This is a genomic window from Ruegeria sp. HKCCA5463 (assembly GCF_013034175.1).
Classification (GTDB): Bacteria; Pseudomonadota; Alphaproteobacteria; order Rhodobacterales; family Rhodobacteraceae; genus Ruegeria.
On the sequence record NZ_WQFL01000002.1, the window covers coordinates 182164 to 207371 of the forward strand.

Consider the following 25208-nt stretch of genomic DNA (forward strand, 5'->3'; position numbering starts at 1 on the left):
TCTATGTATAGGTTACGTTACATAGGGCACCACAAAGCGACCATAAGATATCATACAGGCTTGGAACACATGCTGGACAATCACGACAAGAAGCTTGAACTGGACCTTGAGCATATGTGGGGCCAGATGCAACTACCGTTGCCCGTCGCTAAGGGCTTTGCCACGGATATTGAATATATAGCTCGACACTATCGCCCCAAGGACCGGCGAATAAAGCCGTTGCCAGCAAAAGAGCGAAAAACGATCTATAGCAAGCTAGACAAGACCGTCAGTTCTTTGCTGGACCAGCTTTCAAACCTGCCTCCTTCTATTCAATGGGAAATCGAAGAAGTTGGAATGGCAAATGAGCCGGAAGACTATTTTGAGAACGCGATTGGCGCTGACCACGAAGGGCTGGACTACGGAGAGTATTTGATTGACGTCCTGAAAGGGAAACTCCCCGAGATAGCGTTCCTGATCCAAGAAGGGCTGGAACATCACAAGCGCCCACGCGCCCGCCCTAAACAAAATGAAAGCTTGGAAGATACAATCCAACGGCTTGCGAAAGTGTTCCAACACTATACCGGACGCAATCCAGTAAAGACCTATCGCTATGATGAACTGGACGAAGAACAGCCCTACAAGAGCGATTTCTTTAGTTTCATGTATGCGTTTTTCTGGGTCGATCAGAATCACAAATTCCCGACGTCGCACACTCTCGGGAACGCGACATTGCGCGTGTTTGGCCTTAAAAAATAGGGATGTCATAAATGGACAAATTTTGAGCCATATATGACATTAGATTGAGACGGACCTACGCTGCATTCTGGTTGCAATGAAACGCTATGCAGCGAGGCAACCATGCAAACACAGATTGACCCTGACTACTTCGACCGGCTCATCGACGAGAAAGAAGCCGCCAACTATCTCTGTTATTCAGTACGCGCATTGCAAAATTGGCGTGTTCGAGGTGGTGGGCCTATGTTTGTAAAGGTCTCCGGTCGGTCTGTCCGTTACACGCGCAGTGACTTGAAAAAATGGATCGCTGAAAAGCGCGTCGCCAATACCAGCGCCGCACCTTCCTAACATTTGAGTTTTGCCCGTTCAGAGTTGGCAGCGCTGAGCGGGATTTTGGGGCCGAATGGCTCTCAGGGGCGCGGGGTGTCGCCACCCTGCGCCCTTTTTGTGTTTGCCAAACAATTCAAACAAGGAGTTCACCATGACACAGCAACCCGCTTTCAAATTCAAAATCGGGCTGATCACCGCAACGATCTGGGACAATGATGGGTTTTTCTCAGTCGATATCTCACGATCCTACAAGAACGGGGAGGGCGACTGGCGTACCACCAGTGCGTTTTCTCACAATGATCTTCTCAACGTCGCCAAATGCGCGGAACGTGCAGAGAATTGGATTTCGCGCAAGCAGGCAGCAGCCAGCCAATGATTTCCGCCGGGCGTCCAGCCCGGCCCCAAAAAAATAGCTGCCCCGCCGGAGGCACTATCGAAGGGCGCTTTAGCGCCCGCCCCTTTTCCCAACCTTAACCAAATCGCGCGGCATTCGCCGAAAGAGGGGGGTGATTGTAGCACCCCCCTCTGGAAATACCGGAACCCAAGGAGAGCCCAAAAATGCAAGTTGTTCATCGCGGATTTGACACCATCGCACTTTCGATTCAGGCGAATATCTCTCAGGAGTTGTTCGACCTTCTGAACGCCGAACGGGAAAGGGCCGAAGAAGAGCGGCACCCTGTTCCTTTCAGTTACGGCGGTGCAGACTTTGACTTGTTGCCCCACGGCGGCAACGGGTATCGCTTTATCCTCAAAGGTGGGCCTTTGGATGTGCATTGGTCTTTCAAGAAACCAAATGCACGCGATCCTTGGGGCATTCGGATTTCGGTTGGTTCAACTCTTCTAGCGACACAAGGACTCGGATACGCGCGTTCCTACATCGATAAGACCCTAACTAGGCTTGGAATCCGCTTTGAGTCGCATCAGGTCAGTATCAGTCGTGCCGATTTCTGCGTCGATATTCTCGCGCCGGAATTCGAACTTGTTCCTGAAAACTTCGTCATTCACAGCCACACCAACCGCGCTGACTATCTTACCGCTCAAGATGACATGCGCAGCAACGGTAAATCTGGTCAGTTCACATCTGTCACGGTTGGCAAAATGCCGGGACGGCAGGTCATCATCTATGACAAGCGTCGCGAAGTGATTGATAAGAAAAAGCCGATCTGGTGGGATATCTGGAACACCAACCTTGAGCGGGAAGGTTTACCCCCATTAGACTCTTCTGATGCGTCTCAGAGCCGTGTTTGGCGGATTGAGATACGCGCGGGGAAAGACTTGCTCAAGGATCGTTGGCAGATCAGGACGTGGCCTCAGTTCGACGCTATGTTCGGTGATGTCATTTCCGAGGCCTTGCAGAAGATACGCTACTGTGAGCCTGATCCTGATGACAGCAATCGCGCCCGGTGGTCCAATCATGAAATTTGGGACTTGGTTTCTGGATCGTCGGAGGATGACTTGCAGGAAATGCGCAGCCACATCGACGCGACCAACATTAAGCACGTACACCGAAACGAGCAGATACGTCTGATAATGACACAGATTGCGGGCCTTGGGATCACGCTGGCTGCCCTGGAAGATACTCAGGAAAGCGAGTTGAGTGATTTCATGGAAAGTGTTGGAGGCAGGCTCGCAGAGAATGTACAGGCTGACCCTGAGCGCGCAGCAAACAAGCTGCATGAAGCCAAGAACAGATATCGGTTTATTGCCTAAACCACTGACGAGCACCCGCCTTTATTGTGTCGCGCCCGTTAGGGTAGTTTGAGCCCTTACCGGACTTTCGTCAACACCCAGAGTCTCGCTTGTGCAACAAGTCTCAAACGTCGCATTCCAGACATTCGCATCCCGGCGTCTGATGGCTTCTTCGCGGACTGAGCCGTTTTAGCTACATTGCAGCAAGTTTGGTCGGAGTGAACGACTGGTTGGCGGAATCAGTTTCGGTCTTGGTCAGCGGATCGAGGGTTTCAATTGGGACTCAAATCAGACATTGCAACTTCCAACTAGTGCGAAGCTTTAGATATTTGAATCCGATAGTAAGTGTTAGCTCGGCCTATCCAGAAGATTGGTGCAAGCTTGGCCGTACATTGCGGAATCGGTGTGATTAATCAAATTTGAGCCTGAAAATGCTGGGGCTTTCTATTCAGAGTAATCCGTAAACTGGACACAGTTGATTTCAAAGTGCTGCCTTGACGGACGCAATTACTGTGGCGATGATTAAAATATGTGCATTTTGAGAACATTCTTTCTTTCTATTGTGTGCATCCTGGTGACTTCTGGATTGCTCTACGCAGAAAGTGGGATCGTAAAATCTTTTGCAGGTTGTGCAGGTCGCTTCTCGGCTGAAATGGAACACGCGTGGCTTTTGAACGATCCAAAAGCTCAGGATTATGAACTGCGGCGCGGTAGGTTTATCTCGTTGCTGGAAGCGACTACGACAGCAAATAATGCCGAATTTGTCCTAGGCCACAGGGTGAATTCCAAACACGCCCACGCACGTTTGCTGCAAACCGCAACCTTTACTTCTGATGAAGTGAAAGCAAGTGCGGCGCGCCGAGCTGCCAAGCAGTACTTGGATCAATGCAATCTGTTGATCTTGGGCGGCGCTTAAAGACCGCTTCGCTGCGCCGCCGCATTTTTAAGCGCGACGTGCTGCATTGCCGCGAAATTGGGCAATACCCTCAATCAATCCAAGAACTCGGGCTATGAGACTCTAAGAGCTGCAAAGAACTGTCCTAGCACTATGGAGTGCCGCAAGACGGCTTGGAACATGTGCGAAGGTGCCCGGCCTAGGAACCTGAAGACGCCCTCGCACACCGCAATTATGCGTGGGGGGTATATGGGACGTTTCGGCGCCCCGAACAACCCTGCTGCGCGTCGCATAAAAGGAAATGCTGATGCACACCAAAATTCTCACCACAACCGCCGCAGTCCTGTTGGCCAGTTCATTGCCTGCACTGGCTGATTGCCCGATCAAGGTTGGCGTCCTTCATTCGTTGTCCGGTACCATGGCCATTTCGGAAACCACGCTGAAAGACACGATGGAAATGCTAGTCGAACAGCAAAACGAAGCGGGTGGTCTTCTGGGGTGTGAGCTTGAAGCCGTCGTTGTAGACCCGGCCTCGGACTGGCCACTGTTTGCCGAAAAGGCGCGTGAGTTGCTCACAGTCCACGAGGTTGACGTGATCTTTGGCAACTGGACATCGGTTTCCCGCAAATCCGTCCTGCCGGTGATCGAAGAACTGAACGGCCTGCTGTTCTATCCGGTTCAGTATGAGGGTGAAGAGAGCTCGAAAAACGTGTTCTACACAGGTGCTGCGCCGAACCAGCAGGCGATCCCAGCCACGGATTACTTCCTGGATGAGCTGGAAGTTGAGAAATTCGCGCTGCTGGGAACCGACTACGTCTATCCGCGGACCACGAACAATATCCTTGAAAGTTACCTGAAGCAGAAGGGCATCGCGGAAGAGGACATTTTCGTCAACTACACGCCGTTCGGTCATTCGGACTGGTCCAAGATCGTGGCCGACGTGGTTGCACTTGGCGCGGATGGCAAGAAAGTCGGCGTGATTTCGACAATCAATGGCGACGCGAACGTCGGGTTCTACAAGGAACTTGCTGCTGCGGGCATCTCGGCTGATGACATTCCGGTTGTCGCATTCTCGGTCGGTGAGGAAGAGTTGGCCGGTCTGGATACCACCAACCTCGTCGGTCACCTGGCGGCCTGGAACTATTTCCAGTCGGCCGAAAGCGATGCGAACGAAGCATGGGTTGAAGCTTGGAAAGCCCGAATGGGTGAGGACCGTGTGACCAATGACCCGATGGAGGCCCACTATATCGGCTTCAACATGTGGGTGAACGCGGCGACGGCTGCCGACACCACCGATGTCGATGCCGTTCGGACCGCCATGTACGGTCAGGAATTCCCGAACCTGACAGGCGGCACCGCTGTGATGCTGCCCAACCACCATCTGGCCAAGCCGGTCCTGATCGGTGAAATCCAGGAAGACGGTCAGTTCGACATCATCAGCCAGACCGAAGAAGTTCCGGGCGACGCCTGGACCGACTATCTGCCTGAGTCCGCTGTTCTCGTGTCGGATTGGAAAGAGCTGGGTTGCGGGATGTACAACACCGAAACCGAGAGCTGCGTACAGATCAAGTCCAACTACTAAGGTCTTAACCTGAATTCCTCGGGGCGCGCGAGTTGTGCCCCGAGGCTCAATACAAAGGTCTTCCTAAATGACGCTTCCGTTCAGGCGGGCAGTGCTTGCCCTGCTGGTCCTTGTGGCCCCTACCCTTTTGCAAGCGCAATCCGCAGACGCCCCGGTGCAGCAGATATTGCAGTCTCACGCGGAGGTGATCCAGAAATCCTCTCGCAAGACGATTGGCCCTGCGATCGACGCGCTGGCGCAAAGTGGGCTGCCGGAAGCGCAGACCGTTCTGGAGCGTTGGCAGGCCAAGGACATGTGGTTCAACAAAGAAACCGGTCTTTTTGTCTTTGCCTCAAAGGCTGACGGTGGGTTGCAAGTCTTCGATGTATCTGACGGGGCCGAGATCGGGGTTGTCGAGAAAAAGAAATACAAACAACTCAAGCCCAATTCTGGCATTCGCGGGTTGATCGCGTCTGCTCTGGTGCAGTTTCAGTTGAACGACCCCAATCCAAGGACACGCGTCGCTGCTTTGACAGCGATTGAGCGAGACGCCGAAGCGTCGCACCTGTCTGCCCTGCGGGGTTCCAACGAGGCTGAACAAGACGCCAACCTCAAGGCGCGCAAAGACCGGTTGGAACGCTTGCTCACCATTCGCTTTGATGAGGATGAGGCCGCGAGGCTTGCTGCAATCGACAGCTTTGCCGGCGATCTGGGTGTTGATGTCAGGGCAACGCTCAATCCTTTGGTTTCATCCGAAATCAAGGTCGCAGATGAAATCCCGGACGGTGCGGTTGGCATTGAGGTCGGATCGGACGATCTGACGCAGGACCAGGCCTATGACCTGCTTGTCGCAAACGGGTTGGCCCCGGAGCCGGTGGATGCAGCAGCGGTAAAGCAAGCCCTGATCGCCAACATAAACGGCGATACTGTTGCGGGTGTACAAGTGGCGAGCCTTGACGAGGACGTCGCCCGAGAGGCCGCGTATCAGGTGTTGGCCCAACAAGGTCTTGCGACCCCGCTGGTGACACAGGAAGATATTGCCGAAGCTGTTCAAAAACATAAGTTTTTCAAGGTTTACGTCTCAGCCCCCTTGCCCATCGCTCTTGCTGCACAGGCGGCTTTGGACAACATTGAAACGCAAGTTGCTTTGAACCAGACAGCGGATCTGGTGCTGGACGCGCTGTCTTTGGCCTCGATCTATTTCCTTGCGGCGATCGGTCTTGCGATCACCTTCGGAGTCATGGGCGTGATCAATATGGCGCATGGTGAGTTCATCATGATGGGCGCCTACACCGGCTATGTGGTGCAGTTGTTCATTCCTGACCTGACGCTTTCGATCCTTGTGGCCATTCCCTGCGCGTTTCTGGTGACCTTCGGGGCCGGTGTTCTACTGGAGCGGCTGGTCATTCGGTGGCTGTATCACCGGCCGCTAGAGACGCTGCTGGCAACCTTCGGCGTTTCCATTGCCTTGCAGCAACTGGCCAAGAACATCTTTGGCACGCAGGCGCGTCCTCTGACTGCTCCGGCATGGTTGGACGGGTCGATGGTGCTGAACGACATCGTCTCGATCAGCTATATCCGCATCGCGATCTTCGTTCTGGCGTTGCTGTTTCTGGCCCTGTTCCTTATCGTCATGAACCGAACCCGGGTGGGGCTTGAGGTGAGAGCGGTCACTCAAAACCCCCGCATGGCGTCCTCCATGGGTATTAACCCGGACCGGATCAACATGCTGACATTCGGCCTGGGCTCAGGCATCGCGGGCATCGCCGGCGTGGCCATCGGGCTTTATGCCAAAGTCACTTCCGAGATGGGCTCTGACTACATTGTGCAAAGCTTTATGACAGTTGTCGTTGGCGGTGTTGGCAACATCTGGGGCACGCTGCTGGGTGCGACGATGGTCGGAACGCTGCAAAAGGGGATCGAGTGGCTCAACCCGTCCAATACGCTGGCGGCGCAGACGTACATGATCCTTTTCATCATCCTGTTCATTCAATTCCGACCGCGCGGTATCATCGCGCTCAAAGGTCGGGCGGCGGAAGCGTGATATGGTTGACATGACTTCTACAGCCAAGCCTGTACGCAAGCCGCTGGTGCTGCGCTATCCCTCTGGCGCGATCTTTCTGATCATCCTGTCCCTGTTTACGGTTATCATTACTGTTTTGGGCGAAGGGTTTGGCATCGGGCTGATTTCCACCAGCTTTATCAAAACTTTGGGCAAAACGCTGTGCCTGTGTCTTGCTGCACTGGCGATGGATCTGGTGTGGGGATACACAGGTATCCTGTCGCTGGGGCACATGGCATTTTTTGGCATTGGCGGCTACGCCATCGGCATGTGGCTGATGTACGCCCGGACCGAGATTATCGTGGTCGACAGCCTCGCGGCGTCTGCATTGCCGCCGACGGTCCAGGAAATATCGGATGGCATTGCCGCTCAGATTTTCGGCGTTGTCGGTGCGTCCGAGTTTCCCCCGATCTGGGCTTTTGCACATTCCTTACCGCTACAACTGGCTGCGGTGGTGTTGGTACCCGGTCTGCTGGCGCTTGTTTTTGGGTGGTTGGCGTTTCGCAGTCGGGTGACCGGGGTTTACCTGTCGATCCTGACGCAGGCGATGACGCTGGCGCTGTCCCTTTACCTGTTCCAGAACGACAGTGGGCTGCGCGGGAATAACGGCTTGTCGGGGCTGCAGAACCTGCCGGGTCTGGACTCGGTGCCGCAATCAACGGTTTCGATCCTGTTCTTTTGGGCGTCCGCCCTAGCGCTTGGCCTTGGCTACCTTGTCTGCGCATGGGTGGTGTCCGGCAAATTCGGATCGGTCATTCGCGCCATCCGAGACGATGAAAGCCGCGTTCGGTTCCTTGGATACTCAGTCGAGGCCTACAAGCTTTTCATCTTCACCTTCACCGCCGTGATCTGCGGTATCGCGGGCGCTTTGTACTATCCGCAAGCGGGCATCATTAACCCGGCCGAAATTGCGCCCATCGCGTCAATCTACCTGGCCGTTTGGGTGGCAATCGGCGGACGCGGACGGCTGTACGGAGCGGTGATCGGTGCGGCCTTTGTCTCGTTGCTGTCGACATGGTTTACAGGCGGGCAAACCCCCGACATCTCGCTAGAGTTCTATACGATCCAATGGGTCGATTGGTGGACCATCCTGCTTGGTTTCTCGTTTGTTGCGGTCACGCTGTTCGCGCCCCGCGGCATAGGGGGACTGATCGACAAGCTTACAGAACGCCGCGCACCGGATCGACATGGGGCCGACCTGGGACCAGACCTTGGGTCGTTGCGCGAAAAGGAGGCGAATGAATGAGCACGCTGCTCGAAGTCTCTGGCGTTTCCGTATCCTTCGACGGGTTCAAGGCCATCAACAACCTGACGTTCCAAATCGGTCCGGCCGAAATGCGCGCTGTCATCGGCCCGAACGGGGCGGGAAAGACGACGTTCATGGACATCATCACGGGCAAGACCAAGCCGGAAGATGGTCATGTTCTGTGGGGTGAGAAATCTGTCTCACTACTGTCGATGAGCGAAAGCCAGATCGCGCAGGCCGGAGTGGGAAGAAAGTTCCAGCGACCAACTGTGTTCGAAGACCAAAGCATCCGCGAAAACCTGATGCTTGCCCTGAAAAACAAACGCGGGCCGTTGGCTGTGCTGCGGTTCCGGGCGCGTCAGGAAGATCATGAGAAAGTCGCAACGCTGGCCGAGGAAATCGGACTGCAGAGCGCCTTGGGCCGCAAGGCGGGTGAACTTAGCCACGGGCAAAAGCAATGGCTCGAGATCGGGATGCTGCTGGCTCAGGACCCACAATTGCTGCTGGTCGATGAGCCTGCGGCCGGGATGACCCCGGCAGAGCGCAAGCATACGACCGACATTCTTGTCGAAGCGGCCAAAACCCGGGCCGTCGTTGTTGTCGAACACGATTTGGAGTTTGTCCGTCGCCTGAACTGCAAAGTCACCGTGCTGCACGAGGGTTCGGTCCTGGCCGAAGGATCGTTGGACCATGTCACCCGGAACGAGAAAGTAATCGAGGTTTATCTTGGCCGCTGACCTTCTGAACATCTCTGATTTGACTCTGCACTATGGCGGCAGCCAGATCTTGAACGGCGTCGACATCACCGCGCGTCAGGGTCAGGTGACCTGCGTGATGGGTACAAACGGCGTCGGAAAAACAAGCCTTTTGAAAGCGATATCCGGCACGCATCCCCGCAGCGGTGGCGACTATGTGCTAACCGGCGAAGAGATCGGCAACACCACATCCTTCGAGCTGGCCAGAAAAGGCGTGGCTTACGTTCCGCAAGGGCGCGAGATTTTCCCGTTTTTGACGGTGCGCGAAAACCTCGAAACCGGCTTTGCCTGCCTGCCCCGCAGCGATCACACCATCCCCGACTATATCTTTGACCTTTTCCCGATCCTCAAAGAGTTCCTGTCGCGGCGCGGAGGCGACCTGTCTGGTGGTCAACAGCAGCAACTTGCCATTGCACGTGCGTTGATCACAAAGCCAAAACTCTTGCTGTTGGACGAGCCGACCGAGGGCATTCAACCCAACATCATCAAGCAGATTGGCGAAGTCATTCGTCTGCTGCGTGATCAGGGTGAAATGGCCATAATATTGGTCGAGCAGTTCTTTGAGTTTGCTTATTCGTTAGGCGATGAATTCTTGGTTCTCGAGCGAGGCACCCCTCTTCTACGCGGCTCCAAATGCCAAATTGGCAAAGAACAACTAAGGTCCGCAGTATCTGTTTAACGGCATTGTAGTGGTTCACTTCTGCTCTGCCATGCCCGACGCACCGGATTTAACAATTCGGACTTATGCTCATACCGTCTCGTAGCTCACTTAGCTGCATAGAATGCCGATTACTTGCAGTTTTTTGTTTTCCGATGTTCGTGGATCAGGGGCATTTGGGGCTCGCTGCCAACTTTCTCTGCGGTGAGCATGAACAAGTCATATGAGCCCTAACCGGTCATAGCCGTACAACTCGGCTTCTGCGGATGCATTCAGCAATTTTTGGTCGGAATGCAGACCTTCGCTCTTAGAGCGGAGAACACTAACTTTGCAGAAAAATTACTACTGTTGGTTAGTAGGCAAGAGCCGCATTGAGGCCTGCAAAAAACAACTCAATTGCTACAACCAGCCAGAGCAAACAGGCAAGGACAGCCGAGTGTCTTGAAAAATAGCGCAACCCAACTCGGGATAATAGCGCAGCGTAGAACTCATTGAGGGCTGGTGGGCGTATGTCTTGACTCCAGTTTTCAACAATTCTCGAAGCCTTGAAACAAAGCAGAGACAATACAAAGAAAGCCACGATGACAGCCAGTGGAAGAACCTCTTTCATCTCTATTTTCATCCTGATTTACTGTGATCAAAACAACCGATATTGAGGGCAAACGCAATGTTGACATGGGGCTTTCCGCGTTGATTGCCAGCATTTCTTTCAGAATGTGTGCGAGTACTGACAGGCGGTCAGGGCTCAATGCGGATCGAAGCTGTGACGTGCTCGACTGCACGATGAGCCCTGACCTGCCATTGGTAAGCCATTTGAACTCTGCGCCTGCATACGTCCGGTAGTGGCCTCCGAACATACCTGATGGCCACGCCAAATTGCCCTTATTATCAAGTAGCTGTGCCTCGAAGACCGCACCTGGCAATATTGGGGTTGGCGCTATCCTGTCTTGAAACAGCTGGATAAAATTAAGAACTCCTATCCCCACCTTCTAGGGTCACGTGATCGCCGTTTAGGTACTGCGCAAACAGTCTTTGCCAAAATTTGAGTTTTTCAATGTCATCTGAGCCGATCGCCTTCGCGACCTGATTGTGGCAAATCAGGTCGAGATATCGCTTAACTGGCGGTTCTCTCGCTTCAATAGACAATATTTCCGCTTTCATTTCGCGAAGCTCACTAACGGGCATTTCCTCCCGCATCGCCATAATCCGCTCAAGAGCTAAAAACTCCGCAGCTAGTCCGCTATGGTCGCGAGCTTTTGAAGATAGCCTAAACACTTGCTCCAGAGCTTGCATTGCCGCCACAGCTGCACCCGACGCAAGCGCAATCCAGCTTGGCAAAGCAGATAGCAGCGCCACCACAACTGACGAGCCTGCTATCAGGGAAGCGAAAGAGAACCAATTCGACCAAGTGTCAAAAAAACGCTCTCTGGCGCGATGGTATCTTACCGATCGCTGAAGGTGGCACGCGACCTCGTGTAGCTGGTCAATCGTCGCTATCTTCGCTTCTGTCTGGCTTCCGGCGCGGCGCTGGTCGAGTTGGCGAGACATTGTAGATGCCCTCGGATCTGTTGATGGCCCTTTCACCGCTACGGTCTTGCCTTTGGGTGCCGCGCTCAGATTTGGGGCGTGATGAGCCTTCTGAAGGTTTCTTTCTATCTGGCATATGTAGTACCTATTCTTCCAGTTTGCACTGAATGCGAGATTTCATCAATTCTCATGCTTCGTCCTAAGTTTTCTATACCTAGAGAAGATTCAGTTGCCGAGCTCCTGTACGAAAATCGAGAACTTCCTCGACGTACAATGTTTTAATAAGATGTGAGGCGGTAAGAGACTGTTCTTCGCGAAGTCTGCAACGGATAGCGTCATTTGCATTTAGGGCTACTTTACCGGCCTGAACGTCATTCTGAAATTTAGTATCTTCCATTTCTGCAGTGAAGGCGCGTTCACCACCGTCACTGAAACGCCATTTATAGCCATCTCGGAAATGCACTGACACAATTTTCAGCCAAGCATCTCGACGGGTGATTTCCACCTCCGGATCTTCATTTTCCGGTGGTACACGAAGCGCGCGAAAATCATTTTGCCCTAACCGAACAGCCTCTTCGTTAGGGCCGTCCGTGCCGATGCGGAACCCTTCCAACCCTTCTACACTGCTTGCCTTTTTTCCCAAATCCTCCAGAGCTTCACGCGTAGGCAAATCCTGAAGCAGGTCAACAGTCCTGTCATCCACGATGAATGTCGTTTGATTTACAGTTATCTGGGTAGTGCCGTCGCCAACTTTCTGAACTTTGTCAGGCCGCTTTCCTCGGAGAATTTTGACGGCACCAAACAATCCGACGGCCGTACCACTTACAATTGAGCCGCCTTTAATCAAAAGGTCCATCAATTGGTCTGCCGCAACCATCCTATCAGGATGGGCTACAACGGCATCCAACATATCGACAATCCAACTGACATCCATGGCCAGTTGCGCAACAAATGAACCCTCCGCAGTTGCAGCAACTTTTAGCCGTGCGTCAGCTCGGTTGCCATTGAGCGCCTGATTGGCTGATTGGACGACATTCCCAAGAGACAAAAGCGTCGGTGCAAGATCACGCACATCAATCTCACCGTCATTAAATACTTCGCCTTCGAATGCGATCTCGAAACGTACTTTTTTCATAAATCACTGCTCATTTTTGGGGGAATCTTGCAACAACTCTAGATTGCTAGCAAGAGAATTGAGCACTGCGTTTCTCAATCTGCGTCACTATGTTCGCCTTACCTTAACTACAATGACATCTTAAAACCCAATGGATTGCCGTTTCTCGGGCAGTTGGAGACTGTCATCAGAGCGATATCTGGCAATCTTTTGGGGCTAACAATGTCCCGTTTAGTCATCCCCATGTCCCAAAGGCTGCATCCAGCTAAATTGAGGGCGTTTGAGATTGACGGTGTTGGCAACAATGCCGCGTCTGTCTGCCAATAACCGCGCCGCGCTTCAAATGAAGAGCCGCGCTGCGAAATTGGAGACTACTACTGGACGTCCACTATGGGCCGTTCGCGACCCACTGCAAAGCCCGCTTCCTGCGCATAGCTGCCATCCGAGCTGCTCGATGTCGCAACCGCAGCGAAGGTCTGCTTGGTGGCCGACCTGCTCAAGTCCCGCTTGAGTTTGTCCGGGAGATTGTACACACGTGTCAGTGAGCTGCCGCCGCGTTATACCGTTGTGATCCAATAAGCACACTTCAATCTTTGTCACAGTGCTTCCGTATTGCTTCCGGCAGGCCGCACGTCACGAAGCGCACCCTGCACGGCCCCGTGTAAGTAGTTATTTTTATTTAAAAAAGTGGTGAGCCGTGCAGGATTCGAACCTGCGACCCACTGATTAAAAGTCAGAAGCACCAGTATCCTACGTCACTATCTACACTTGTCCAAAATCGTCTGAGGGTGTCCAGAATATGCTATATTTTACTGGCATTTCCGGCGAAATCCTTATTGCCCACCAGGTAAGTGGCGTCTACAATAGTCCGTGGTCGTCCAGCAGAATCCAACTAAATTTGTCCCCCATAAGTCCCCCAGAGGCCATTACGTGAAGAAAGAGCTTACCAACGCATTCCTGATGAAGCTCAAACCCCCGGCTGTTGGGCGGGATGAGATATCCGACACGAAACGCTCCGGTCTGCGGTTGAGGGTTTACCCTGCCCGTGCGGTCTGGATGTACGAAAAGCGCGTCAAGGGCGGTGCGAAGCGGAAGCATACCTTTGGAACCTATTGCACATGGTCCGCGACCGGAAAGCGCGAAGATGGTGCGATTGGGCTGGGGGAGGCGCGGGCACTGGCTCTTGAGATAGAGGCTGAGGCCGCACGTGGGTTTGATCGAGTACTTGAAGCCCAGCAAGCCCGCAGAGATCAGGAGCGCGCCGCCGCAACGGCCCAAACCCTTCAAGACGTTTTGGACGTATATGACGAACTGCACCTTTCCACCCTTAAACGTCAGGGTGAGAGAAAGCGCCAGCTTGAGGACGCATTGCGCAAACACCTTGCCCAGCCTATCGGCGACCTGAATCGTGCCAGCCTTCAAAAGCCGATTGATGATAAGGCCAAAGAGGGCAAGATGTTCATGGCGAACCGGATAAGGGCGGCTTTGAAGCACTTCACGCGCTGGGCGTGGCGTCGTGAGTATCTGAGCGAGGATGTGGGCGACCGGCTGGAACGCGCCACCGAAGAGCAAATTCGGGATCGAGTGCTTAGCCTAGATGAGATACGGGCAATATGGAAATTGACCTATGAGCTTGGCGACCTTTGGGGGCCACCTGTTCGCCTTCTATTGCTGACTGTTCAGCGCCGCACCTCAATCAATAACCTGCGCAAAAGTGAATTGGAACTTGCAAAGTCGCGGTTCAGGAAGGCTATTTCGCAGGAAAAGAACGACCGAGGACACATCACCCACTTATCGGCCTCGGCAATGGCTGAGATTGAAAAGGTCCTAGCTCGCCAAGAGCAAGCTAAGGCAGAGGCCAAGAAAAGCAAAAAATCCGGTAAGACCCCAGCCGCATCAGACTTCCTATTCACCACAACGGGCCGCACCCCAATATCTGGGTGGAGCAAAATGAAAACCCGGCTTGATAAATTGCTTGGCGATGAGTTTGAGCCGTGGCGGCTACACGATTTCAGGACGGCATTTGCAACGCACATGGCCGAACGTGGGATACCTGAATCTGTGGTTGACCGGGTGTTGAACCACGCGGCCACTGCATCAAAGGCCAGTGCTGTTGCCCGTGTTTACAATCAGGCCGAATTGCTGGCGGAGCGCGCCGTGGCGCTGGATAAATGGGCCGAGTTAGTGACGCAGGAAAGCGCGGATGTGATTGAGCTTGAGGGGCGGCAAAATGTTTAACCCAATCGGATATGTGTCTCTCTATGAGATTGCCTCAGAATACCGCAGTGCTAACGTCAGTTGGGATGATTTCGCCAACCAGATTGGTCAAGTTGGATCGGTGGCGATTTACAGTCCCGGTGAACAGCCGGTACAGGTTTCTCTAGACTTGTTAAGCATGATCCAATGGGGCGAACGGATGGAGTTTGCGTTCATTGATGCAGGCTCCGGTGTGGTCTCACTCGCCAAGATTCGAGACGCGGCAAAAGGCATGGAACCTGAGTTGTTTGTTGGTGTCGCTATTCTATTTCGCCTTGATACGGCCAATCTGACAGGGCACCAAATTTCCCTAGATTTTGCACAGAAGTTGGAACCCTTTGAAGGGCAGCAGATTATCGTATCGGACATTGAGGCAGACAGGATCCGAGTTGCACTCAAGAACCTATCTCCTAAGCCCGCCAAGCGGTTCGCAACCACTGCTGAAAGAGACGCAGCTTACAACACATTACTTGATAGCTTCCCTGGTCGAAAACCAACTCAGAAACAACGTGAAGAATGGCGAAAGGCTCATGGTATCACTAGGGACAAAGAGCGCCAATTGTGGGATGCCTACAAGCCCGATGATGGCTCAAGGCCGGGAGTAAAGTCCAAACGCGGGTAAATCGCGCGAAAATTTATCCATATTAGTAAACGGCGCGATTGGCGCGAATTCGGCGGTATTTTCGGCGCGAATAGAGCCTGACACCCTGTGTGCATCGAAGCAACACAGAGGTGAGCAGGATGGATAGCACTACTCAAATCACCGTTAGGCCGCGCGCCACGGATATCATTGGCGCAGTTGCCTACACCGGCATGTCCCGCGCAACACTGTATGCAGAGATGAAGAAGGGGGCTCTTAAGTTTGTCAAAATCGGTGGCGCAACTCGTTTGGAATACAACGAGTTAGACCGCTGGTTTGACGAGAAATCAAAAGAGGTCGCTGCTTAAAACGAAACCCGCGCACCATGGGTCAAACATGGGCACGCGGCATTTCGTTTGTAAGTCGGTGGCTATGACTGCAAGAAATGTAACGTGTTCTGACCTAAAGCGCAAGCTTGAGGAATTGAGCATGAATACCAAAACACCCGAACTACTCGTAAGAAACGCATTGTGGGTTACCGCATGGCGTGACCTTTCGCCAGACACCGAACCGGCTGAGTACCGGGTAACCGGTGAGTCAAGTGAAACCCGCAACATCTGGGTAAGTAAGAAAAAGCGCCGCATGCTGGATTCGTTGATTGACGGCCCGGTTCACTGCGCATCGCCCTGCAGTTTGAGCCACTTCGTCATGGGTCTACGAGATGAGCAGGGCCCAAACATTAAGACGATATGGTTCGACAATGACCCAAAGGCCGGACGCAGCCGGTTTGGCGTTTACAACCTTTTGGACAGCGTGACACGTATTGGCGGTCAGGAGTTAGCGGCATGAAAACCCGCGACCTTCAGATCCACACATTTCGTCGCAAGCATGGCCTCTCGGACTCTGCTGCACGCATCGTCGCAACGCTGTACTACGGGGAGGGCCGCTAATGGCCCTCATCACCCAGATCCCCAAGAACAGCCACGAGGAATACCGTGTCAGCCGGAATGACTTTCAGGGGCATGACCTCATCAATATCCGCGTGTTCTTCACCTCAAAAGACGGAGAGATGCTACCGGGCAAGCAAGGCGTCGCCTTCAAGGCGGAGTTGCTACCGGAATTCATAGACGCGCTTAGCAAGGCGGAGGTTGCTTAGATGGGGCGCGACAAGAGAAACGAAAAGCGCGTCGAGCATTGGACCAAGCTTGTTCGCAACATGATGGAGGAGCCCGCTTGGCGGGCCCTCTCTTCCACCGCGCAGGCCTTGTATCCATGGCTTAGGCTGGAATGGCACGGAGCGGCCAACAATAACAACGGCAGAATTTGCTTGAGCGTCAGACAAGCCGCTGACCGGTTAGGCGTGTCGTACAACACAGCCGCCAAAGGGTTTCGTGAATTACAGGCGAAGGGCTTCATCGCCGTGACGCGTCCGCCCAAACTCGGCACCAGTGGCGTCGCATCATCTCCGCTGTTTGAACTGACCGAAATTTCGCTGCCGACCGCACACGGGGAGGCAGGTCGCAGATTATACAAGCAGTGGTCTGAAGGGGCAGATTTCCCGGTCGTAAAAGCTCCAGTTCACAATCCGACTGGCAAGGGCGGAAAAACAAAACCCTGTCTTAAAAACTGCGACGAGACCGTCGTAGATTTTGCGACGAGAATGACGGAGGCGACGCAATAAATGCGACGGGCCGTATCAATATTTGCGACGAAAACGCCCGATTTCGGCAAGTCCCCCGTCGCAGTTTTTAAGACATCCTTAATCTACCAGGGGGTCTGGGGGAAACAGACACCTTCTGGACCAACAGTCCAACAAACGAGGCATAAGTAATGACGGATGAACCCGACCGAAAAAACGGAACCAATACGGACGAACGAAACCCGGATGGCACTTTTGCGACTGGCAATCCCGGCAAGCCCAGAGGAACCCGAAACCGGGTCACTCGGGCAGTAGAGGAACTGCTTGAGGGGCAATCGGAGGCAATCACGCAAAAAGCGGTTGAGTTGGCGCTTGAGGGTGACAGCACGGCCCTGCGGCTTTGTCTAGAGCGGATAGCACCCACCAGAAAGGACGCACCGGTCAATTTCGACCTTCCCCCCATCAAATCCGCATCCGACGCCTCAGAAGCCGCACAAGCGGTGCTACAAGCCGTTTCTCAGGGTGACGTGACACCTTTGGAGGGAGCGACGGTCATGGGGCTTATTGAGCAATACAGGCGGGTTCTGGAAACGACGGAACTAGAGAAACGAATAGCAGCTTTGGAGGCTTCAAAATGAGTGTTCGTAGCAGGGTGGAAAAACTGGAAAAGGACGCAGGAAACCAGTTCAAAGTCGTCGTCACTCAGGGCGAGTTCTTTGACAAGCACGGGAACCCAATTTCGACCGAAAACGGCTGGCCCCCCAATCTAAAAGAGGACGTTCATCGTGCCATAGTGAGCGTTTCGGATTCAGAGGAAACTGTCACTTTGCAACGGAGACAAGACGAGTCGGGCGCTGAGTTCATGCGTCGCTTCGACCAGACAGGCATCGAGATAGGTAAGAAGGTTGGCACGACCGTTTGCCTGCCCTGGGATGCCAAGTGGACTTAATTGCATGTTTGAGCTTCGAGCCAGCCGGAGTCTGAGCGTGAAAAGACTGATTAGGATCATATTGACCAGCTCTGGGCCTACCAAGACAGGTACTGCCGCTCAGGTTCTAGCCCAAGGATTACTATTCGTGACAATCTCCTCTGGCTTGTGTCTCTTCGTTGCCATGCTGATCTTCGGTTTTCCCAAGCATAATGGCGGACCACTTCATTGGGGGAGGATCAGGCCAACTCATTTTGGCGTTTCAGTCGCGGCAATCATTTTGGCGACTCAGCCCGATGACCGCACCTCCGTTGCTCAAACCCCTAATTTTGCCTGAAGAGTGCTGGCTTCAGGCACCTGGGGTCAACAGTCAAGGTTACTCTGCCGCGATCGCTTTTTCTCGCTGAGTCTTTTCGCCTTCAATCAACAGAGTGCGGGTCGGAAACGGAATATTGATATCCGCTTCGTCCAACGCCTCTTTGACTTTGCGCTTCATGTCCGCCTGGTATTGGAAGTAGTCCGAAGACTTGCACCACACGCGGACAAGAAAATCGACGCTGCTGCTGCCAAGATTGTTCACCTGGATGAACGGTTCGGGGTCAGCCAACGAACGGGCGTCCGACATGATCGTCTCGCGAATGACGCGCTCGGCCTCCGCCAAGTTGACGCCGTATCCAACGCCGAACGTCCACTCGGCACGACGGGTCTCGTAGACGGAATAGTTCTTGATGGTGTTTCCCCACACCTCGGCGTTGGGAACGATAACCTTGACGTTTCCCATATCGGCAATTTCGGTGTAGTTCAGAGTGATGTCTTTAACGGTTCCGAGCACGCCATTCACGTCGACGAAATCGCCGATCTTGAGCGGCCTGAACAGGATGATCATCACGCCGGCTGCAACGTTGGACAATGTGCCTTGCAACGCAAGACCAATGGCCAAACCGGCGGCACCGATCAGCGCAATGATCGACGTCGTCTGCACCCCGAACGTGTTCAGAATGAACAGCCCGGTAAACGCCAGGATCGTATAGCGCGCCAGATTGCCAAGAAAGTTGAACAACGTATCGTCCAGGCGTTCCGATTTTTCACCGACGCCCCGGATCTTCCGGCTGACATATCTTGAAATCACAAGCCCGAGAACCAGAAGGATCAGCGCGGCTATCGTGTTCGCGACGAGGCCAAGAAGGGCCTCGAGCGTCAACAGGTCGCTCAGCGATTTCCCGTCATACAGCTCGGTATTCAGAACTTGCGACAGTTCGGCCCAAACGGTGTTCGTCACGGTCTCTGCGGTCTGTGCAATCTCGTTTTCCATGGTGTTCCTCGTCGTGTCTCATCGCCTGAGTTTTCGTGTCTTGCAGCGCGGCCCTGCCGCGTCAGACCTCGATCACGGCGCTAGAGGCAAAGAACATGGCCTGGCTGACGGCCGATTTGACCTGTTCTTCGGTGTAGGGTTTGGAAATCAAAAAGGCCGGTTCGGGCCCTTTGCCCGTCAGAAGGCGCTCGGGGAATGCGGTAATGAAAATGACGGGACAATCGCCGTGCTGGGCAATGATGCGGTTCACTGCATCGATTCCACTGGATTTGTCCGCCAGTTGGATGTCCGACAGGATCAGGTCGAACGGCTCGCGCTCGGCCAGTTCGATGGCGGCCGTCTCGGTGCGTGCGACCCCTGTGACCCGGTGGCCCAGGTCCGTCACCATAGTTTCAAGATCCATCGCGATGATTGCCTCGTCTTCGATGATCAAAATGCGCCCAGAAGTGTGGCGGGCCATTTCCTCGTAGGCGATATCGATCAGCTTCTGAGCCTCGGCGGGTTCTATCTGCATGATTGCGGCGATATCGCTGACCGAGAACTCTTCGACCGTGCGCAGCAGCAAGGCCTCGCGCGTATTGGGCGTCAGGCGTGCCAACTGGGCGTGGGCGCGCGTTTGGATGTCAGAGCTGTGGCCATCTGCGTCAACGGGCATTCCCGATGTTGACCAGATGCTATGAAACACACGAAACAGCGCGACCCGCGGCGCGAGATCGGCATCGAACTGGGCGGGATCTGCAAGGATCGCCTCAAGCGATGCTGCGGCGTAGGCGTCGCCACTGTCCTGTGAGCCGGTGAGGGCACGGGCATAACGGCGCAGAAACGGCAAGAGCGGGCCAATTTGATCTGCGACGGAAACTCCGGTCAGCTCGGTCATCTATGTTTTCCTCATTTTTTTCTCTAAACTCGGGAACCAAACGCATACTGGGGCGTTATGGTTCCAGCAAAAGTAAAAATTTTTGATGATGCCATGACAAAACCACAGCCCAGCCGAAGCCATCGGCAAGAAATAGAGCAAAGGATCGACGAGAACCTCAAGCGGGCTTTCGATGAGGTAGCCAACGAACCGGTTCCGGATCGGTTCGTCGATCTTCTTGAAAAACTTCGCAATCAGACCAGTGTCCCCAAAAGCGGTGACACGGGAGGCTCGGATGGTTGATTCCCGAGAAGAGCTTGTCGAACATATTGGCGCGATGCGTGCCTTTGCGATCAGCCTGTGCCGAAACGGGGCCACGGCCGATGACATCGTACAGGACGCATTGATAAAGGCATGGAGCAATATCGACTCGTTTCAGGAAGGCACCAACATGCGGGCGTGGTTGTTCACCATCGTTCGGAACACCTATTTTTCGCTGCACCGCAAGCGCAAACGTGAGGTCGAGGATGTGGATGGCGCGATGGCCGAAAGCCTGTCGCAAAAGCCCGACCATGACGGGCGGTTGGCGTTAAAGGATTTTGCTGTTGCATTTGGCCAACTGACGGATGAACAGCGCGAAGCCTTGGTGCTGGTCGGTGCACAAGGGTTTTCCTATGAGGAAGCAGCCGAGATGTGCGGCGTCGCTCTTGGAACGATCAAAAGCCGGGTGAACCGTGCCCGCGCGCAACTGGCCGAGCTGATGGATTTGGAAGATGACGAACCCATCGAATTGACTGACGCGGTAACGGCGGCAATCGTTCAGACGCAACCGGCGGCATGACGATCGATGGATGCGAAGCCGCGCAGCCTGACCGTTTATCTTGCCGCGCTGGTCACCCTGGCGCTTCTGCCTTTGGGGCTGATTGCGGTATTGCAGACACGCGCTGTTATTGCCGAGGCCGACGAAAGATCGCGGGCTTCGGTGCTGGCGCGCACGATTGAGGCAGCCAGCCGGGAACGGGAGCTTCTGCAGAAAGCCGTTGGTGCAAGTTCGGGTCTGACTGCCGCGCTTGCAGAGGGAAGCCCGGATAATTCCGCTTGTTCGGACCTCATGCGCCGGTTCGTCGAACGCCAGCCCGAGTTTGTATTTGCTGGATTCATCCAGCCAAACGGGGGCATGGCTTGCTCGACCGTCGAAAGGACCATCGATTTGTCGAACGCGCCCGGTTTCGGGCAGATCTCGGAAAATCCGCAGCTTACGTTTTCTGTCAATCGTGCCGGCGCGGTGACAGGGCAATCGGTGATCATCGTGACCCAGCCGGTCCTGAACAGGACCGAGCTTGTGGGGTTCGTCTCCATCTCGATACCGCATGCGCTGGCGCGGACACCCTTGGATGTCGGTAATATTGGGAGCGACGTTGTCATCGCCCTGTTCGATGCGACCGGAGAAGTGCTGTCGTCAAATGTGGGCTTGGATGAGGTCCAGAAATTCCTGCCGCCCGCGCGGGAAAATCTGTTGGTCCTGTCCAGTTCCGGCAAGACCTTTTCCGCCAAGACGGTCGGCGGCGAGGATCGGGTTTTTGCAGTTGCCAGCATCATTCCGGGCGAAGTTGCCGTGATCGGCAGTTGGCCGCGCGAGGCGGCGCTGGCCTCTGTCGGTGCGGGCAGTACGGCCCTGACCATTGCGTTTCCCATCCTGATGTGGGTGACCGGACTGGGAGTTGCCCTGTGGGGCCTGCATCGATTGGTGATCCGACATCTCGACAGCTTGCGTTCTGCCGTTCGTCGCTTTGCATTGGGTGAGCGCGACCCGATTGAAAGCCTTGCAGGCGCGCCGCAGGAGTTCCAGCAAATCCAGACTGCATTCAACCGCATGGTCTTGTTGATCCGCGAGGCTGAGGCGCAGCACGAACGCGATCTTGTCGAAAAAACGCTGTTGTTGCGCGAGGTGCACCATCGCGTCAAAAACAACCTGCAACTGATCGCTTCGATCATGAACATGCACTTGCGCAAGGCCGAAACCCCCGAGGCCCGGCGCTTGCTGGAACAGTTGCAGCGTCGGGTTCGCGGCCTGGCCATGGTGCACCAGACCTTGAACCAGAACTCGCAGATGACGACGATCAACACCGAGGCTCTCATCGGGCATTTGGTGGCCGAACTGGCGCATCGACCGCCAATTCTGGGTCAGGTGGTCGAGGTTGACTGCCGGATCGCGCCTGTCGAACTGGGGCAGGATCAGGCAGTCACGCTGTCGATGCTGGTGGCCGAGGCACTGACGAACGCGGTCAAATACGTAGGCGTTACGCAGAACGGACCGCCGACAATTTCGGTGGAATTGACCCGACCCGACGAGAGCACCCTGCACCTGAAAATCTCCAACACGCGCGGGCAGTCGGACGACGGTGCAGATCTATTCCACAGCGGCGGGATCGGTCAACGGCTGATGCAGGCCTTCCTCCGCCAATTGGACGGTTCCGAAACCATAACCGAGACGTCATCGCATTATGTGTATGAGGTGACCTTCGAAATCTCCGAAGTAGAAGGCGATAGCGAACCTCAGTCCATTGCGGATGAGAGAGGCGGTGATGCCCGTGCCGCAGCAGAATGACTTTGAGGTCCTGATTACGGCCGAGCAAGCCTGGCCCGCCTTGGAAAAAGCGGTTCTTGAGGCCCGGCACCAGATCAAGGCAAGTTTTCGGATATTCGATTTCATGACACGGCTGCGCAGCGACGAGGCGCGCCAGATCGGCGATACCTGGTTTGACCTGATCGAGCATGTCATTCGCAAGGGTGTCTCGTTTCAATTGGTCATCAGCGATTTCGATCCGATCTTCGCGACCGAGTTGCACGAGCTGAGCTGGCGCACGAAACGGCAGGCGGTTGCGCTGGCGGAAATCCTGGGTCCAGAGATCGCCTCGCGCTTGACCGTTCGCGTGTCCATGCACCCGGCACAGGCTGGCGCATTGCCGTGGGCCGCGCTGTTGCCGGCGGTTCTTCGGAAAAAGGCGCAGCGGATTCAGGAGCTGTCCCGCGAACGACGCGAACGGCAGGCAGTACGGCTGGGGTCGGACACGTTACCCCGGCTTCACACCGTGTCGCACCATCAGAAAGTCGCCGTGATCGACAATGAGATCTGCTACCTCGGCGGATTGGACTTGAACGAAAGGCGCTTTGACACACCGGATCACGATCGTCTGGCCAAAAACACCTGGTCAGACGTTCAATTGCTGGTCCGCGGACCCGAGGCCGCCGAGGCCGCGCGCCATATCGACCGGTTCGAACATGAAATCGCAACCGGACAAACGGCCCCACAGGCAACCCACCTGCGCCGCACCCTGTCCAGCCCGCGCCGGTTTGCATTCTGGCGGCTGTCGCCAAAGACCATCGCGCATGAGATCGAGGATGAGCACATAGCCGCCTTTCAAGCCGCGCGGCAACTTCTGCACATCGAGACCCAGTATTTCAGATCAACCCGGCTGGCCGAGGCCTTGGCTGAGGCGGGCCATTCCAAGCAGGATCTGAAACTGGTACTTGTTTTACCAGCCTTGCCCGAGGAAGTGGCCTTTGGCGGCCATGACGGATTGGACGCGCAATACGGGTTGGACCTGCAGGCCAAATGCCTGGAGATCATTCAGCAGGGGTTCCAAGACCGGGTTTCGGTGTCGACCCCGGTCCAACCGATTTCGGCCAGTGGGGCCGATGCCAGCGCTGAAGTTCTGAGCGGGTCTCCGATCATTCACGTTCACAACAAAGTTCTGGTGGTGGATGACCATCATGCTTTGGTCGGGTCCGCCAACCTGAACGGACGGTCTTTGCGGTGGGACACAGAAGTCGCCCTTCGGGTCACCGACCGGCAGCGGGTCGCGGTTCTGCGGCAGGCCCTGGTGGACCATTGGTGGTTCTCGGATGATCTGAGCAAACCGATCGAGCCCGATGCCATGTTCGCGTGGTGGGGGCGAGAGGTACAGGCCAACGGCGTGCGGCGCCCCGAAGCGCGCAGCGGCTTCCTGGTCCCGCATGACGCCGACGTTGCGCGCGACATGCGGCAACCGCTTCCGGGGGTAACTGAAAACATCGTTTAGGTGGGCGCGACCGGGCTCATGACCTTGGGGTTCATCAACACGCCGAACCACAGCAGGATCGGGAGTGCGACGATGGCGCCGACCGGCCCCCACAGCCAAAGCCCAAAGATGATGGCGATGAACACGACCAACGGGTTCACCTGCAGACGTTGGCCGACGAAGGCGGGTGTTACGAATTGTGCTTCAGAAAGATTGATCGCCAGGAAAACCAGGGGGGGCAACAGGGCCGCGGCTCCACCGAACTGGGTTAAACCGGCGATCAGAAGGCCGGTCAGGATCATCAGCGGGCCGAGATACAGCACAAAATTCAGAAGGCCGGCGGCCACTCCCCAGACCACGGCGTCATTGATGCCGATCAGCCCCAAGGCCACAGCCGTTACCGTCCCGAGGCCGATATTGACCAACGTCACGGCAGCGAAATAGCGATAGACCGCGCGGTCAGCCAGATACAGCCGCGCTTTCAGGGGACCGGCTGCGGCATAGAGATCGGGCCGGGTCAAAACGAAAAAGAACAGCGTGCCGATGAAAATCAGGATCTTTGATCCGAAGTTGGGCGCCAGCCACAAGGCATCCATCACCGACGGAAGGGCGGATTCCGTTTCCGCTGCCCCATCGGCCCCGACGGTTTCCTCGATCTCGCGTCCAAGCGTTTCGATACCCCGAATGAATTCGGACATCGCGGCGACCCAAGAGCGCAACTCGCGTTTGATGGCAGGCAACTGTTCGACCAGCGTGGACAGCAATGGTTCGAGCAGAAGGAACGCCGCGACAATGACGGTGCTGGTCACGAACAACAGTGCCGAGGCGGATATCACACGTGGGCAACCGACTTTTTCAAGCTTGTCGGCAAGCGGGGCGACCACGACCCCCAAAACCAACGCAAAGGTGATCGGAGCGACGATGGACCGGGCCAGGTACAAAGCGGTGATGATGGCGATCCCGGTCAGGATCGCCAGCATTGCACGCAAGGCCGATGGAGAGCTGAAGACAGTTGGCATGGG

The 25208-nt window shown here is 55.0% G+C and carries 28 protein-coding genes; 22 read left to right on the plus strand and 6 right to left on the minus strand.

The genetic code is table 11. The features are described 5' to 3' along the window. The first annotated feature begins 69 nt into the window (after positions 1-69). The 10 genes from GOW09_RS06925 to urtE all read left to right on the plus strand — a co-directional run bounded on the left by GOW09_RS06925 (position 70) and on the right by urtE (position 9934). Positions 70-738 (plus strand): hypothetical protein, encoded by a 669-nt coding sequence (locus GOW09_RS06925; RefSeq protein WP_171116849.1) that lies wholly within the window; start codon positions 70-72, stop codon positions 736-738. Positions 739-840: 102 nt separating this feature from the next. Continuing rightward, positions 841-1065 (plus strand): AlpA family transcriptional regulator, encoded by a 225-nt coding sequence (locus tag GOW09_RS06930; RefSeq protein ID WP_171116851.1) that lies wholly within the window; start codon positions 841-843, stop codon positions 1063-1065. 133 nt (positions 1066-1198) lie between these two features. After that, the gene (locus GOW09_RS06935; protein WP_170326242.1) at positions 1199-1423 is read left to right on the plus strand and encodes a hypothetical protein; all 225 of its coding nucleotides are present in this window, start codon (positions 1199-1201) and stop codon (positions 1421-1423) included. A 182-nt stretch (positions 1424-1605) separates the two neighbouring features. Then, complete coding sequence (locus GOW09_RS06940; RefSeq protein ID WP_171116853.1) at positions 1606-2757, plus strand: hypothetical protein; 1152 nt, start codon at positions 1606-1608, stop codon at positions 2755-2757. A gap of 553 nt (positions 2758-3310) precedes the next feature. After that, positions 3311-3652, plus strand: coding sequence for a hypothetical protein (locus GOW09_RS06945; RefSeq protein WP_171205321.1), 342 nt, complete (start codon positions 3311-3313; stop codon positions 3650-3652). Positions 3653-3938: 286 nt separating this feature from the next. Then, on the plus strand, positions 3939-5213 hold the full coding sequence (urtA, locus tag GOW09_RS06950) for an urea ABC transporter substrate-binding protein (RefSeq protein WP_171116857.1): 1275 nt from the start codon (positions 3939-3941) through the stop codon (positions 5211-5213). Between the two features lie 67 nt (positions 5214-5280). Then, a complete protein-coding gene (gene urtB / locus GOW09_RS06955) occupies positions 5281-7236 on the plus strand; it encodes an urea ABC transporter permease subunit UrtB (RefSeq protein ID WP_171116859.1) in 1956 nt (651 codons plus the stop codon). Positions 7237-7246: 10 nt separating this feature from the next. Next, positions 7247-8500 (plus strand): urea ABC transporter permease subunit UrtC, encoded by a 1254-nt coding sequence (urtC, locus tag GOW09_RS06960; RefSeq protein WP_171117263.1) that lies wholly within the window; start codon positions 7247-7249, stop codon positions 8498-8500. Next, positions 8497-9237, plus strand: coding sequence for an urea ABC transporter ATP-binding protein UrtD (gene urtD / locus GOW09_RS06965; RefSeq protein WP_171116861.1), 741 nt, complete (start codon positions 8497-8499; stop codon positions 9235-9237). Before urtC ends, urtD begins: the two co-directional genes overlap by 4 nt. Next, on the plus strand, positions 9227-9934 hold the full coding sequence (gene urtE / locus GOW09_RS06970; RefSeq protein ID WP_171116863.1) for an urea ABC transporter ATP-binding subunit UrtE: 708 nt from the start codon (positions 9227-9229) through the stop codon (positions 9932-9934). The genes urtD and urtE overlap by 11 nt, the downstream gene beginning before the upstream one ends. A gap of 331 nt (positions 9935-10265) precedes the next feature. Here the strand turns inward: urtE and GOW09_RS06975 are convergent, their stop codons facing one another. The 3 genes from GOW09_RS06975 to GOW09_RS06985 all read right to left on the minus strand — a co-directional run bounded on the left by GOW09_RS06975 (position 10266) and on the right by GOW09_RS06985 (position 12575). Continuing rightward, complete coding sequence (locus GOW09_RS06975) at positions 10266-10523, minus strand: hypothetical protein (RefSeq protein ID WP_171116865.1); 258 nt, start codon at positions 10521-10523, stop codon at positions 10266-10268. 356 nt (positions 10524-10879) lie between these two features. Then, on the minus strand, positions 10880-11461 hold the full coding sequence (locus GOW09_RS06980; protein WP_171116867.1) for a hypothetical protein: 582 nt from the start codon (positions 11459-11461) through the stop codon (positions 10880-10882). A gap of 193 nt (positions 11462-11654) precedes the next feature. Next, on the minus strand, positions 11655-12575 hold the full coding sequence (locus tag GOW09_RS06985; RefSeq protein ID WP_171116869.1) for a hypothetical protein: 921 nt from the start codon (positions 12573-12575) through the stop codon (positions 11655-11657). Positions 12576-13484: 909 nt separating this feature from the next. Between GOW09_RS06985 and GOW09_RS06990 the strand changes: the two genes are divergently transcribed. The 8 genes from GOW09_RS06990 (at position 13485) to GOW09_RS07025 (ending at position 17978) form a co-directional block, all read left to right on the plus strand. After that, the gene (locus tag GOW09_RS06990) at positions 13485-14792 is read left to right on the plus strand and encodes a tyrosine-type recombinase/integrase (protein WP_371808032.1); all 1308 of its coding nucleotides are present in this window, start codon (positions 13485-13487) and stop codon (positions 14790-14792) included. Continuing rightward, positions 14785-15432, plus strand: coding sequence for a hypothetical protein (locus tag GOW09_RS06995; RefSeq protein WP_171116873.1), 648 nt, complete (start codon positions 14785-14787; stop codon positions 15430-15432). The genes GOW09_RS06990 and GOW09_RS06995 overlap by 8 nt, the downstream gene beginning before the upstream one ends. A 119-nt stretch (positions 15433-15551) precedes the next feature. Continuing rightward, a complete protein-coding gene (locus tag GOW09_RS07000; RefSeq protein ID WP_171116875.1) occupies positions 15552-15758 on the plus strand; it encodes a helix-turn-helix domain-containing protein in 207 nt (68 codons plus the stop codon). Positions 15759-15879: 121 nt separating this feature from the next. After that, positions 15880-16239, plus strand: coding sequence for a hypothetical protein (locus GOW09_RS07005; protein ID WP_171116877.1), 360 nt, complete (start codon positions 15880-15882; stop codon positions 16237-16239). Positions 16240-16339: 100 nt separating this feature from the next. Further along, entirely contained in the window at positions 16340-16546 is a 207-nt protein-coding gene (locus GOW09_RS07010; protein ID WP_171116879.1) for a transcriptional coactivator p15/PC4 family protein, read from the plus strand. Then, positions 16547-17071 (plus strand): hypothetical protein, encoded by a 525-nt coding sequence (locus GOW09_RS07015; RefSeq protein ID WP_171116881.1) that lies wholly within the window; start codon positions 16547-16549, stop codon positions 17069-17071. A 149-nt stretch (positions 17072-17220) separates the two neighbouring features. Then, positions 17221-17667, plus strand: a complete 447-nt coding sequence (locus GOW09_RS07020; RefSeq protein WP_171116883.1) for a DUF5681 domain-containing protein — start codon at positions 17221-17223, stop codon at positions 17665-17667. Next, entirely contained in the window at positions 17664-17978 is a 315-nt protein-coding gene (locus GOW09_RS07025; RefSeq protein WP_171116885.1) for a hypothetical protein, read from the plus strand. Before GOW09_RS07020 ends, GOW09_RS07025 begins: the two co-directional genes overlap by 4 nt. A gap of 355 nt (positions 17979-18333) precedes the next feature. Here the strand turns inward: GOW09_RS07025 and GOW09_RS07030 are convergent, their stop codons facing one another. Together GOW09_RS07030 and GOW09_RS07035 are read right to left on the minus strand one after the other, a co-directional pair. After that, positions 18334-19269, minus strand: coding sequence for a mechanosensitive ion channel family protein (locus GOW09_RS07030; protein ID WP_171116887.1), 936 nt, complete (start codon positions 19267-19269; stop codon positions 18334-18336). A gap of 61 nt (positions 19270-19330) precedes the next feature. Further along, positions 19331-20146 carry a response regulator gene (locus GOW09_RS07035; RefSeq protein WP_171116889.1) on the minus strand — a complete coding sequence of 272 codons (816 nt, stop codon included), beginning with the start codon at positions 20144-20146 and terminating at the stop codon, positions 19331-19333. 93 nt (positions 20147-20239) lie between these two features. Here GOW09_RS07035 and GOW09_RS07040 point away from each other — a divergent pair, with 93 nt between their 5' ends. Genes GOW09_RS07040 through GOW09_RS07055 form a run of 4 tightly spaced genes read left to right on the plus strand, consistent with a single transcriptional unit; the run spans position 20240 to position 24207 of the window. Continuing rightward, on the plus strand, positions 20240-20428 hold the full coding sequence (locus GOW09_RS07040) for a NepR family anti-sigma factor (protein WP_170452416.1): 189 nt from the start codon (positions 20240-20242) through the stop codon (positions 20426-20428). Further along, positions 20421-20966, plus strand: coding sequence for an RNA polymerase sigma factor (locus GOW09_RS07045; RefSeq protein WP_171116891.1), 546 nt, complete (start codon positions 20421-20423; stop codon positions 20964-20966). The genes GOW09_RS07040 and GOW09_RS07045 overlap by 8 nt, the downstream gene beginning before the upstream one ends. A 6-nt stretch (positions 20967-20972) precedes the next feature. Continuing rightward, the gene (locus GOW09_RS07050; RefSeq protein WP_171116893.1) at positions 20973-22733 is read left to right on the plus strand and encodes a sensor histidine kinase; all 1761 of its coding nucleotides are present in this window, start codon (positions 20973-20975) and stop codon (positions 22731-22733) included. After that, complete coding sequence (locus GOW09_RS07055; protein WP_171116895.1) at positions 22711-24207, plus strand: phospholipase D family protein; 1497 nt, start codon at positions 22711-22713, stop codon at positions 24205-24207. Before GOW09_RS07050 ends, GOW09_RS07055 begins: the two co-directional genes overlap by 23 nt. Here the strand turns inward: GOW09_RS07055 and GOW09_RS07060 are convergent. Further along, a complete protein-coding gene (locus tag GOW09_RS07060; RefSeq protein WP_171116897.1) occupies positions 24204-25205 on the minus strand; it encodes an AI-2E family transporter in 1002 nt (333 codons plus the stop codon). The genes GOW09_RS07055 and GOW09_RS07060 overlap by 4 nt on opposite strands. Positions 25206-25208 lie beyond the last annotated feature (3 nt).